The following is a 12,972-nucleotide window of genomic DNA, read 5'->3' on the forward strand; positions in this document are numbered from 1 at the left end:
CAGCTGTTAAAGGTGTGTTCAATTTCTCAAATCCATTTAGGTGCATTTAGTGTTCTTCATTCACTTCCCCATTGTAATCATCAATTTCAGCAATTATTATTGGAACGATTTATCAGTGCTGACTGATCTGAATACATTATACATCACAAATGTTTTAAATACAATTATTAACAAAAATGAAATAAAATGAAATGTGAATATTGATTTAGAATCATCTTTTGTCTACAAGCTCGATTGCGAAAGAAATCATCAAATAATGAAATTCAATGGTATAATAAAGCTACTTTAATTAGCTTTTGTCTTAGGAGGATTAATAGTAAATGAATAAGGCTTTAATAGTAGGAGTAAATAAATATATATACGATGGTTTTAAAGATTTAGCTAGTGTAGAGAATGATGTTAAAACTGTGAGTGAAATGTTCGATAAGAACTTTGATGATTTCCATATACAAGAAGTTTCTGGGGATAAAGCAAATTCACAATATCTAAAGTTAGAAGTAGAACGTTTTTTGAAGAATTGCGATTCCATGGATACTCTTATTTTATATTGGGCTGGGCATGGAGACGTTTATGATCAAAAGGGATATTTAATTACATCAGATTCCACAAATGATGATCGTGCATTTAATAAAATTGAGATGAATACTTTAACAGAATGGATTGGGGATTCCCCTGCCAAAGCAATACTTGTTCTAGTTGATTGTTGTAAAAGTGGCTATCTTACAAGGAGTACAAGTGCTAACTCAATTGATTCTGCCATCAGTAAGCAGTTAGATGTTAAAGGAAAAGGTAAGGTCATTATTTCAGGAACTAATGACGAGAATGCATATAGCCTAGAAGATCATAGCAATGGACAATTCACGCAAATTTTCATACAAAACTTAGAGGCATACATAAGTGGACTTGATGAGAAGAATGATGAGGTAGATATCACAGAACTGTATTCTAGCATTGTTAAAGATATGGAATGGTCAGTCAATAGACAAATACCATGTATGAAAGCGTCTATAGAAGGACGCTTTCTATTAAAATTGAAAAAAGTTGCATTGACTAATAAAAACCTCACATACAATAATGCACCCACAGCTAACCTAACTAGAGGAGGAATTCACCAGATTGAATTATTGGAGAAAGACTTTAAGAGTAAGTATCTAGATCATAAACACTTTATTAGTAGTATAGTTGAGCATGTTGGGGTGGATTTATTGGCTGCTAAAATAGTCGAAGTTATACCACATGCATTAATGGAGGACTTCTTTCATGTAGAGGTTGAATGGTTTAATTGGGTTCGTTTTTCTAAAATCGGTTTAATGAGAGAATCTTTTTTACTTAGGTTAGATAGAAGTGAAGCAGAAGTGATTTTTAAATTAGTTAATGATAAAAATTGTTTTATTCACATTAAATTCTCTATATATAATGAGAATTTAATAGTTGAAAAATTATGGGCAAAAATTGAACAGAAGGAAGTAACTTTTCCGAAGAGTTATACCAGAAATCATACAAATAAGTTTGAAGAGAACATGGAAGACAACTATTCTTGGATATCATTAACAAAAGATCAAAGACATTTGATAACATTCGATAATCAGAACAATCTAACCAAGTGGAATATTCAAAATAGAGAGAAATTGCAGACCATTAAGTTAGAAAGTGAAAGTGATAAACTTCTAATCATAGGATACAGCAGTATGAACAACACAGTACTTACTGTTGGCTTATTGAACGATCAGTATGTTTACTGCTTATATAATTTCTTAGGAGATGTTATATATAAACAAGAGTTTGATAAAGGAGTCAAGGCATACTTCCCTGATTCTGGTGAATATATTATTTTTCATGATAAAGTCGAGTTGATGTTTACTTCGTTATTAGACGTGAAAATAGAGAAGATGTATAAGTTCAAGAAAGGATTCTTCGTACGAAAGGAATATCCACTCTTTAGTGAAAGCACAGAAGAGATTTTCGTTTATAACTATAATCGCTTTTTAGTTTTCAATAAAAACTTTGAGTATATAAAAGAGTATGCTATTTACAATGAAAATATCTGTGCTATAACTAATGTGGACTTACTTGTATCTTGTAAAGAAGGAAATGTACAAATTTTAGATACTATTAATAAAAGCAAGGAGTTTCCTAAGCTAAAATTAAACGAACACAGACCTTATAACAACTCCAGAATTATAGGTAACTATTTTGTTGAATTCAGAGAAGAATCTTTCTATTCTGATAAACATATAATTGAAATCACTGATCTAACTTTGTCTAGTGCTAACACTGATTTGTTTTTAATTGATGGGGAGCTTAAAACAGTGATATTGAATGAAGACAAGTCCTTCATTGCTGTTCTTACTAGAGAGGGTGCAATACATGTATGGGAATAAAATATAACATATAAGTGATAAATAAAGCTATTCGAAACGTTTATGCGTATCGAATAGCTTTATTTTGAATTTTATTTAACTTATTGGTTTGATTAGTTGTAAAGTTAATTAGCTACTTTTCACTATTGATTAAAATGCAACTGAAATAGTGACTGAATAATGTACTATTTCATCCAAAGGAATCCATACAGTTTCATGAGTACTCTTTAGCTTAACCAAATTTTTATCGGAGGTAAGCGAAATTTCACCCACATAGTTTGTTCCATCTTTGAACGTTAAAAAGACTTGATGCTTTTGCTTTTCTGCTTTCATTAGGTCTTTTATCATGTAGCATCCCCCGATATTTGTTTTTTTTAGGTCTATATACTTACCTCAGTATAATTCATATTTACTATAAAGGGAATATCTGAGATAATGTTCAGTGTTGAAATACCTAATTGCTAAGAGAGAGAGGTTAAGAAGTCGATGAAAGTACGTTATTCTACAAAGATTCAATGAGGTCACTAGAGTAATAGGAAATGAATTATGTATTGAGATTATTTAATAAACTAAAAAAGATTGTAATATCATCTAAAGGAGTACATATGAAACCTAAAACAAAATCAGCTTTTATGAAGAAAGTATTCTTAATGTTCAATGTCATTGTCCTTTTGTTTTCTTTATCTATTCAGCCTAAAGCGAACGCAATTGCTTTTGCTCCAGCTATTGGACTTGGTGGTTTAGAAGCAGGGGCTATAATGCTTTGGGGAGGAGCTATTTTAGTAGCTGCAACAGGGACAGCGGTTGGTCTTGATCCAGAATTGATGGACGAAGTTAAAAAGTTTGGTGAACAAGCATGGAATGATGCTGATGAATTAACACGTCAAGCTATAGCATCATCTATTAGTGGTATGGATAAAATATGGAGTACTAGTAAAAAATATAGTTTGCAGTGGTCTTCAGAGGCTCAAGCATACTTAAACAACAAATGGAATGAATACTTTGCGGCAGGGGCCTATGTTAATCCTACAACAGGCAAAATTGAAAAAATAGCTACAATAAATTCTGTAATTGTTCCATCGTCAGTTGTTGCATCTTATCCTAAATACGATAGTTATAAGGACATTGGCATGATTGACAGAGGTTATAAACAAGTTTATATTTCCTCAGTTGGAGTTGACGAATATGGTAAAATACGAATCAGTTCCAGTCCTCATGAGACAATTTGGCCAGATGTAGTAACAACTAAAAAATATCCTAATGCTCTTGCAGCTTATAATGATTTTGTCAAACAGTTAAAAGTTCAATCTACATATCAATCTGTAAAGCCAATCTTTGTGATGAGAGATATCAATGACGCTACTAATAGCCAAGCATATAAACCACTAGTTGTACCAACTAATTTTCCGACTAAATTGACAGTTCCGGCATTAAAAGGAATAGTAAACAGTAGCGGAGAAATTACAACATTAGAAAAACCGAATATCGGTAGAGTGGGGGGGGGAATTAACGGAGATATAGCTATTAGTTACCCTACTTATGTAGGGGATGTGGGGACATTTAGCAAATCTGATGCAGTTACTGGTGCACCAGTGGTTGCTAAACTAGAAGTTCAGATAAATGATAAAATAAATAAACAAATGAAAAAAAGAGGATGGACTGAAGACTCAATCGAGTCAACAGTAAACGAACCTCACGAAACAAGTGAAGCTGAAAACAAAGCAAATGGTAAAGAAGCAACAGCATATTTTAACGAAGATGGCAGTTATGTTACTGTTGAGAATGAGTCAGGTTTGATTATTCAAGTTAGCAATAGAAACGACCCAGATTGGGCACCTGACAGTACAATAAAAAATCCATATCTGCCAAGAAAGGAGAAAAATTTGAGTCTTTCAAAGAGTAACATTACAGACAAAGCAACAGTGCGTGGTGGCTTGTATTTATATAACTTTTCCGATGCAATTGACCTAATTACTTACTGTAAGGATAATAATTTAAGCATCTTAGGAATTGATGCTTTTATAATCTCCAAGGACAAAACACAACCAGTAAGTGAACATAGTATTGACTATTCTGTTTCTTCTCAAGTTGGGAATTGGGACAAAGCTATAACATTTCTCCAGAGTAAATCGAGTTTGAATCATATGTATGAAGTTACTTATTCAGAGGGAACAGATACATCTGTTGAAGAACCAACATACTCTGTGCTGGACTTGATCGCATTTAAAGCCATGGTCCAATTCATTACTAAATATTCAGAGAAGAATCCTTCTGCTAGCTTTGAACAGTTTTTAGAGTTTGTGAAACTTTCCGAATCAGGTACTCCAATTAACTCTAACTCTTGGAAAGAGTGGAAGAACAACCTCGTTAGATAGTGTCCCCTAATTACTTTACGCAAAAAACACTAATAGCATAGAGCTATTAGTGTTTTTTGCGTAATAATATGAACAAAGTAGGATGAATTTTGACGTTGTAGCAAGTGTTATATGTTGAGTTTTCAATTACATTAGGCAATTACTTCAACTAGTTTGTTTCATTATCTTTCTCAAAGGATGAATTTAGCTTTTCATACTGTTCCTGAAAGTGTTTAGTGATGGCTTCCTCTCTAATTTGATCGAATGAGTTACCTTTTGTTTGTTCCTGTATTTGCTCTGAAATAGAGTGGGATAAGATACCAACTATGTCAACTAATCTTTTCGCACTACTTGTATCAATATTTTTTTTGGCTTCTTCATACTTCTTATCATTGTTCATAGCGCATACCTCATTTCTACTAAAAATATACACTACACTGGTAGTAGTAAATACCGATGCATACGAGAGGGATTTGAAAATCGTGGAATTCTTAAATGAGAAGAAGTCAGCTAAATAAGTGAGGGTTTGATTCACGTATAGCGTTTGACTTAGTAAATTATAGAAATCACTCTTTTCTTATGAGAGTTGGTGTTCTTTGGATATTTTTATAATGTGATAATAGTTAGAATTATATACCTCGAAATACAAACACGTGATATTATTAAAGTATTATTTTACTGAAATACAGTTAGAGAAGGGGAGCTAGATGAAAAAGAAACTACAGGTGTTTGTGTCTTCAACGTTTACTGATTTAATTGAGGAGAGACAGAGGGCGGTTGAAAGTATATTGAAAGCTGGTCATATTCCAGCTGGAATGGAACTTTTCACAGCGGGTGATAAGGAACAGTGGGCGGTTATCAAAAACTGGATAGAAGAGTCGGACATTTTGTTGCTTATTTTAGGTGGCAGATACGGAAGTTTAGAGCCAGAGAGTGGAAAAAGCTATACTCAGCTTGAATATGAGTATGCTCTGACAAAAGGTATTCCAGTGTTTGCAGTTGTTTTAAAAGATCAATTTTTAGCAAATAAGCAAAGTGCTAATATAAATATCAACGTATATGAAAAGGATCAAAAAGAAAAATATGAACAATTCAAGTCTCTTGTTCGTAATAAGTTGGTCGTTTTTCCAGAAAACATTGATCAAATAGCTAACGCAATAACTCTTTCTATTAATCAGTTTCTTTCAGAAGATTCTACAGAATACAAATTTAAAGGCTGGATCAGAGGGGGAGATGAGGACGTTAAAGAGAAAACTCGTAATTTTGATTCTAATCAGAATAGAAAAGTTAATGAAGATCAACCATTCATAGTATTCCATGCTAGCGCAATGAATCGCAATTATGGTAAGATATGGAACGAACTTCTTGAAGGTGATTATAAAGATAATTTTTTGAGATCGAAGTTAAGTAGGTCTACTATTACTAGGCTAGTTAATGCTAAACAGAAGGGCACACTGGGGGAGCAATTGGTTATTGGTCTTTATTATGATGATGATGGAAGCCCTATGGATGGAGTAATAATTAAACTTACTGACTTCTCAGATTTCTCACCTCGTGGTGTAGAGTTTTCATTCGAGTTCGTTGAGAGTACTAAATTACCAAGTGGCTTGATTCTACATATTCTTGGCGAAAATTATCAGCATAGTAGGCTTGTGTCAGTGAAAAATAGAGAACAACAATTCATTGTTTATGTAAGTGAAACTTGGGAGAGCATTAAAAATAAATGTAATGCTCAGTACAATTGGTATAAAGTTCATAAAGAGAGAGAGAAAATTTATGATAGTGTTAATCGTAATCGCTACTAACTAAATGTTTTTAAGAACGATTATTAGAGTTTGGAGCATTATCAATTCGGATTTTTCCATGAGTAGAAAGCTAATAAACAAGATGAGTATAGTTACTCATGAGTATATCAATTAGGAATGTCTGTATTATTCTAAAAGGACAAGAGGGATATTATGAGCACCCAAAACAGAAAAGTAGGTTACTATAACTTCGAATTTCAAAAAAGAGGTGAGGTAGGACGCTTTTTTGACAGAGCGTTTTTTAAAGATTTTATCGACTATGTAATGGCACTTCCTTCTCATGAACAAGTGATAAATATACCTAGACACAACAAGGCAGTAGCGATAGATCGGCATGCTGTTACTTCGTTCCATGCTGATTTTGTGGTTCGAATTGTTTTTAAATCATGTAAGTACAACCATAGCCCAGAATACATGTCTAGTAGGGACGGTAGTGAAAGGGATAGTGACAAGAAGCAGCACGAAGGTGAGAAGGAGAAGACGCACCTTTGTATAAGAGTTTCATCATATGAAGCTAGTCTGCTCTTAGAGGAAAGAAGAAACGGAGTTACAATAAATGAAATTACTAGCTATCTTAATAAAAAATTAAAAGAATATCTGACCTCATTGAGCAGACCTAAGAACTTAAAGGTTATTTATGGTACAGTTCCTTCGGAAAACTTCTTAGCTATGCTTGAGACGATGGAAGACATTAAAGTAGCCGAAGTTATTACTAGCAAAGTTCATTTAGGAAGTGAAGCTATGGGGGTAATTGAAGAAGAAGACCATTCAATGAAAGAAGATGTTTTAGTCACTATGAAAGCTAAACCTAAAGAATCTATGGCTAAGCGAACATTCAGAAAAATGTTTAATTCAATAACAGCAACTGAAAGTAAAGTAAGTCGAATAAGACTTTATGGTCGTGATTCAAACAATAATCCGCTTAGAATTGATAGCGAACCTTTCAAAAAGGTTGATTATGTAGTTACAGAACTTGATGAAAATGGCACTGTAAATACTGACTCAATTTTTGAGAAGATGTTTGAGGTATTAGATATAACAGGTACTTCTCCATGATAGGAAAGATAATCTATGGTGAATGGTTGTATCCTGTTGTTGATTATTACGCAACATTGAAGCGCAATGAAAGGAATTATGAGATAATTCTTCCTCTTCTCGTTTCTGGTTTATCCGTTATAATATACTTTTTGTATGGTGATTCATTCAGAGCTATTATGAAATTAAGAGATATACTACCGAATGCTCTTGCAATATTGATCGGTTTTACTATTTCTTGTGTAACAATTTTAGTTTCAAGTGACAATGCCACTATAAAGTTTCTCAAAGATAAACAATCTGACGATAGGTTTGTGCGTAACAAAATAATATCAATGTATCAATGGATGCTAATCACCTTCGTTTATATTTTGATAGTTCAAGTGTTTTTATTGACATTCATATTCTTTATAGCATTTATTCTTCAAATACATCAAAGTCAAACTTTCTTGTCAATTTCATTATTTATTGAAGTCTACACGATATTACATATCTTGTTGCTGCTTATCAGGAATATTACCAATTTTTACTTTGTTTTCTTTGTCCAGAGAACATAATAAAAGACTCTGGTAAATTGAGTAGGTTTGATTCACTCGAAATTAACTGGATTACGTACACGGAAACGTGTGTAACGTAACTTTCTCACCTAAGTATTTTACATCAAGAGATAACTTTTTTTGCTTAAATTGCAATCAATTGTAAAATGAGCGGTCATTGTATATCAATTTAAAATAGTAAGAGTGACAATTCTGCATACCGTTCCTACAAACAGGCATCGGCTTCAACGCTGCTACTGGCGATTGGGTTAACACGATTCGAAGCAGGTATCGTTGACCATGCGAAAGTAACACGTTATGCATTGCAAAACGCAGCTTCCGTAGCACCTATTTTACTGACAACAGAAGTTGTTACTGCTGACAAACTAATTGGTTTCTTGGAGATGGAAGTACATACGAACTATGATGGTAAAATCATTCATAATTTGGTATGATAAACGTATAAAATTCCATACAAAAAGTGAGAACTACAAATCAATAATTGTATATGCAGAACCCGATCAATTCCACGCTGTACAAGAAGCATTCAAAGCTGCTGGTATTACTGAGTTCACAGTAGCCGAGCTGACCATGCTTGCGCAAAACCATATTGAACTTCCAGAGGATGCACAAGCTCAGTTCGAGAAACTGATCGATGCGCTTGAAGACCTTGAAGATGTTCAACAAGTTTACCATAACGTAGAGTTCGTTTAAGAGAACGAGACGATACGTGGTGGTTTGATTGCATAAAAAGAGTGTCTGACCAATCTCCTGGATTGGACGGACACTCTTTTTTTGTTTGTTTATGAGTTGGACTGTAACGTTCCAGGGGACTGATCTGATTTTTTCGATTTACCTCCACCGAACTTGAACAATACAATTCCGCCAACAATGACAAGTACACCGAGCAGCTGATTCCACGAAAAAGGAATTTGCTCCAGACCAAGCCACCCCATGGAATCAAACAATAGAGCAAAGCTCAGTTGGGATGTTAGCACGATCGAGATGGCATACGTGGGACCAAGCAACTTCATCCCTTGCACGAGACAGAAGACCACGCCAACCCCGATGGCTCCACTGAGCCAGTACCAGGGTTGCATATGCTGGAAGCTGAATGTATTTTTGCCCTCTACCAGCAGAGAGATGAGGAAAGAAGCAAGGAATCCGGTGAAAAGCACCATCGTTGTTGTGGACCATGAACCGGTGCGTTCATTGACTTTGCTATTAAAAATCGTTTGCAGACTGACAAGTGCACCTGCCAGTAGTGCAAGCGAAATACCTGTGATTAACATGGTTGTCGAACTCCTTATTCATAAATATTGTGACCTGTTATTTCACGTAGACCCGCCCGGTCCTTAATCATAATCAATCCCTGATGTCGTTCAATTAACCCGTCTGCACAGAGCTTCTGGATGACCCGGTTCAGGTGTCGGTAACTGGTGCCGATCAGATTCGCGATGTCGGTCAGATTGAACGCGTCCAGCTCTTCGTGAACGATACTGCCCGCTTCTTCTGTCGAGATGGAGAGCAGGTAGCTGGCTAGACGAACCTCAACGGGATACATCAGGTTGAAATTGGAAAAGTTCGAGTCAATGTAGAATTTGTGTGAGATGATTTTAAGCAGAAATTTAAGCAAAGGTGCATAATCGCTGGCAAGCTCAGCGAGCCACTGATAATGAATGCGAAGCATCACCACAGGTGACACGGCCTGAACCGTATTAACAATATCGCTTTCACGGACATACTCTATGTCACCGACCACTTCAAGCGGTGTTTTGAAACAAAGCACCAGCGTTTTGTCCTGAGCGGAGGTGGTGAAAATCTTGATTTTACCCTCAACCAGTACGTACAAATATTCGGAAGTTTCCCCTTCACGACAGATCAGTTCACACTTCTCAAAGTGGCATAACGTCATATGTGCACGCAGGGGCTCGTGAAATACAGTTTCGAGTTGATATTGCTTCAAATATTGCATTAATTGTTGCTCGTTATGGAACTCTTGCACGCTGTGATTCACCCCCGACGATATGTTTCAATCCTTCTCCAAAAACTATAGTTTCATAATAATGACACCAGTCACCATTAAGGCAATGCCCAGAAATTGCGGCAGTTTCATCTTTTGTTTCACGACACCGAACCATCCGTTACTATCCACCAGAAAAGTCAGGAACAGCTGGGCAATGAGCAGAGCCGAGATCGTGAATGTAACCCCGATTTGCTGAATGGCCGTCACTTCGCTGAAAATAATGACGGCGCCAAAAGCACCTCCAGCCAAGTACATAGGTTTTACTTGTTTGAGTCCTTGAAAGTTGGTGTCTCTAACAAATATTAGGATCAGCGCCGCTAAGATGAATCCTGTCAGTTGTGTAATCGTAGCGGCCTGCCATGTGCCCATGTCGGTGCTAATCCGAGTATTGGCAACACCTTGGAGCGTGATACACGCGCCGCCCAGTAATGCAAAAATAATTCCTCTCATATGTACGCTCCTTATTCAATCACTTCGACTTCTATTATTAAATGATAAATTGACTCTGAACGCCAAGGACAAATGTCCTGAGCTTTGAAGTCACAGCATTTAGAGTACAATAAAGAACTCGGGAAATCCAGATGGGGGGCATGAAAAGATGCGTGGCATATGTGCTCAGTACTCATTTTTCATCATAATCTAACGAACTAGTGACACCTTGTTGTACTGATTCGATTGAATTGAGAAATCTAACAAATCTCAGCGACGTTAAATGGGCTATGTTGGGTAGAAATGGGCGGTAAAACAGGGGGAATGGAGGCATAGGGTGTCTACGATTCGTTACTTTTGAAAATCGGCAAATATTCGCTAAATAGAGTGTGTCAGGTTCGTTAGCTATCCAAGAAATGTAACGAGAGTCTACCCAGTGTACCCCGGAGCATAGAAAGTATCCAAAGCTCCGGGGTAGGATAGGCAATGAGATTAGAAGGGATCAACTTGAGATCCTCTCCGTACAAATCCAATCGTATTATCAGATCACAGTGTACACAGGCTTCTCGCCTACAAAACGAACAGACAATTCGGGAAAACGTTCTGCCAACCTGTCTGCTAATAGCTTCATTCCCGGAGCCTCGCTCTCAGCATGTCCCATCATGATCAGTGCCTTAGACTTGCCTTGTTGCACGGCATCACGGATATATTCCGGTGTCTCCCATTCGAATCCTTCTCCAGCGATGATGAGATCCAATTGCTCATTCTGAATCAAGGGAATCGTCACATGTCCATTACCACGAAATCCTACCAGTACCGCTGCGCGTCTACAGACTATTTCCGCATTGCCTGCAACGCGTACATAATCGATGCCCAGGGAACTTTTCACATGGTGAGCAATAACTTGGGCGGTGCTTCCTTCCGGAAAAGAAAGGACGTCTGCTTCCGGTAGTCGTTGCTCTACATAAGAGGACCACCCCAATGCCCGAATCAGTCCTTCGGTAATGCCATCCGGTTGGAAGCGGTGGATGATATCATGACATCGATAGATGGAAATGCCTGCTTCGTTGATCAACTTTCTTTTGTCCGCATAAACCGAATCATTTGCAAGCCAATCCGTATGACTGTGATGGTTGTAGAAGGGGGATTCATGAGCGATGATCAAGTTTGCACCTTCCTGTATGGCTTGTTCAATAACATAATGTGTGGGCATAAAAGCAATGATGATGCCTTTGACCTTACGATCAAGTGAGCCCGTAATGAGCTGATCTACCGTGTTTTCCGGCAATTCAATGTTATCTGTGAGATGAAGTACAACGTCTTGAACAGTAAGATCCATAGAATGCATTCCTCCAATGACAGGATATAAAGTTAGTGTACCATGTTGACATTTGAAATCTACTGCCTTCCAGATTATAGGGTCGTTTTTATTGTTTTCGGTTAATACTTAAACATACAGATTACAGTCGGTTAAGATAACAACGGAGCAATGAATTGGGCTGTACACGGATGTTGGATTCATATAGTTTTCTCAAACAAGAATAAGTATACTTACATAGAGCCTTTGCTTGTATTAAATGGAGCTGAGTGCAAGGATAGCAGTTTCCATTTCAATACTGAGAATCAGTTGAGGTCCGCATTCATTTGCAACAATAGAACAGATTGTGAAAGGGGATAACTACGATGACAGCAACAACTATTATGGAACGTCTGAAGAGCGAGACAGCTCATTATCACAGACAAGTAGAACAGAACCCTTATGCAAAAGCCATTATGAATCAAACCGTGAATATAGAAGAATATAGAACATATTTAGAGAAATTTTATGGATTCCTGAAACCGCTGGAGGATCAGGCTGTACAGCAGCCTTTCTGGGAAAGTACGGGACTGGATATTGAGATTAGAGGCAAGGCTGGACTCTTGGAAAAAGATTTACGAAATCTGGGTGCCAGTGAAGAGGAAATCAGCCAACTTCCGCTCTGTGAAGAACTGCCGGATATTTCAACACCTGCCCGTTTGTTCGGATATCTGTATGTAATTGAGGGGTCCACGAACGGTGGACAGATTATGACCAAACGTTTGTCGCAGTTCCTGCCGATTGAGGCGGATCGTGGATTGGAATATTTCAACGCCTACGGCTCAGAGACAAGAACAAGATGGAGCGAGTTTACAGGTTTGCTGCAGCAGTCCATCAGTACTCCAGAAGATCATGACAACATGGTACACAGTGCATCAGAGACATTCCGACTGTTAGATCAATGGATTAATACCGACAAGTAACACTCCTTAGATAACATCATGAGAAGGGATTTTCCTGGCCATGGCCGAACCGAAGTCCAAGAAATAACAAAAAGTGAAGGGAAAAATCGTGCAATTGTCGTGTGATTACGTCTGTGAAACGTTCGATTTGACCAAGATATCATCAAT

11 protein-coding genes and 2 pseudogenes are annotated in these 12,972 nt (G+C 36.9%); 7 read left to right on the forward strand and 6 right to left on the reverse strand.

Annotated elements, in window-relative coordinates; genetic code table 11:
* The first annotated feature begins 320 nt into the window (after positions 1–320).
* Positions 321–2,381, forward strand: a complete 2,061-nt coding sequence (locus tag AC4E8D_RS13880; RefSeq protein WP_490206364.1) for a caspase family protein — start codon at positions 321–323, stop codon at positions 2,379–2,381.
* Positions 2,382–2,510: 129 nt separating this feature from the next.
* Here the strand turns inward: AC4E8D_RS13880 and AC4E8D_RS13885 are convergent, their stop codons facing one another.
* Positions 2,511–2,708: a hypothetical protein gene (locus AC4E8D_RS13885; RefSeq protein WP_490206365.1), complete on the reverse strand. Its 198-nt coding sequence runs from the start codon at positions 2,706–2,708 to the stop codon at positions 2,511–2,513.
* Positions 2,709–2,965: 257 nt separating this feature from the next.
* Between AC4E8D_RS13885 and AC4E8D_RS13890 the strand changes: the two genes are divergently transcribed.
* Positions 2,966–4,735 carry a colicin E5-related ribonuclease gene (locus AC4E8D_RS13890; RefSeq protein WP_490206366.1) on the forward strand — a complete coding sequence of 590 codons (1,770 nt, stop codon included), beginning with the start codon at positions 2,966–2,968 and terminating at the stop codon, positions 4,733–4,735.
* A gap of 148 nt (positions 4,736–4,883) precedes the next feature.
* Here AC4E8D_RS13890 and AC4E8D_RS13895 read toward each other — a convergent pair whose 3' ends face one another.
* On the reverse strand, positions 4,884–5,114 hold the full coding sequence (locus AC4E8D_RS13895; RefSeq protein ID WP_490206367.1) for a hypothetical protein: 231 nt from the start codon (positions 5,112–5,114) through the stop codon (positions 4,884–4,886).
* 307 nt (positions 5,115–5,421) lie between these two features.
* On the opposite strand from AC4E8D_RS13895, the gene AC4E8D_RS13900 reads away from it, so the two are divergent.
* The 4 genes and pseudogenes from AC4E8D_RS13900 to AC4E8D_RS13915 form a co-directional block, all read left to right on the forward strand.
* A complete protein-coding gene (locus AC4E8D_RS13900; protein WP_490206368.1) occupies positions 5,422–6,519 on the forward strand; it encodes a DUF4062 domain-containing protein in 1,098 nt (365 codons plus the stop codon).
* Between the two features lie 153 nt (positions 6,520–6,672).
* Positions 6,673–7,575 carry a hypothetical protein gene (locus tag AC4E8D_RS13905; RefSeq protein WP_490206369.1) on the forward strand — a complete coding sequence of 301 codons (903 nt, stop codon included), beginning with the start codon at positions 6,673–6,675 and terminating at the stop codon, positions 7,573–7,575.
* 744 nt (positions 7,576–8,319) lie between these two features.
* Positions 8,320–8,545: pseudogene (locus AC4E8D_RS13910) on the forward strand (hypothetical protein); the annotation flags it as partial.
* Between the two features lie 43 nt (positions 8,546–8,588).
* Positions 8,589–8,804, forward strand: a pseudogene (locus AC4E8D_RS13915) (YebC/PmpR family DNA-binding transcriptional regulator); the annotation flags it as partial.
* Positions 8,805–8,893: 89 nt separating this feature from the next.
* On the opposite strand, the gene AC4E8D_RS13920 reads toward AC4E8D_RS13915, so the two are convergent.
* From AC4E8D_RS13920 to AC4E8D_RS13935, 4 genes are all read right to left on the reverse strand, one after another.
* Positions 8,894–9,382 (reverse strand): DMT family transporter, encoded by a 489-nt coding sequence (locus AC4E8D_RS13920; RefSeq protein ID WP_490206370.1) that lies wholly within the window; start codon positions 9,380–9,382, stop codon positions 8,894–8,896.
* Between the two features lie 14 nt (positions 9,383–9,396).
* Positions 9,397–10,095 carry a Crp/Fnr family transcriptional regulator gene (locus tag AC4E8D_RS13925; RefSeq protein ID WP_339184651.1) on the reverse strand — a complete coding sequence of 233 codons (699 nt, stop codon included), beginning with the start codon at positions 10,093–10,095 and terminating at the stop codon, positions 9,397–9,399.
* A 45-nt stretch (positions 10,096–10,140) separates the two neighbouring features.
* The gene (locus AC4E8D_RS13930; RefSeq protein WP_339184652.1) at positions 10,141–10,566 is read right to left on the reverse strand and encodes a DMT family transporter; all 426 of its coding nucleotides are present in this window, start codon (positions 10,564–10,566) and stop codon (positions 10,141–10,143) included.
* Positions 10,567–11,086: 520 nt separating this feature from the next.
* Positions 11,087–11,884 carry a Nif3-like dinuclear metal center hexameric protein gene (locus AC4E8D_RS13935; protein ID WP_490206371.1) on the reverse strand — a complete coding sequence of 266 codons (798 nt, stop codon included), beginning with the start codon at positions 11,882–11,884 and terminating at the stop codon, positions 11,087–11,089.
* Between the two features lie 344 nt (positions 11,885–12,228).
* Here AC4E8D_RS13935 and AC4E8D_RS13940 point away from each other — a divergent pair, with 344 nt between their 5' ends.
* Complete coding sequence (locus AC4E8D_RS13940; protein ID WP_490206372.1) at positions 12,229–12,825, forward strand: biliverdin-producing heme oxygenase; 597 nt, start codon at positions 12,229–12,231, stop codon at positions 12,823–12,825.
* Positions 12,826–12,972 lie beyond the last annotated feature (147 nt).

It is taken from the genome of Paenibacillus sp. SRL342, from assembly GCF_984798905.1.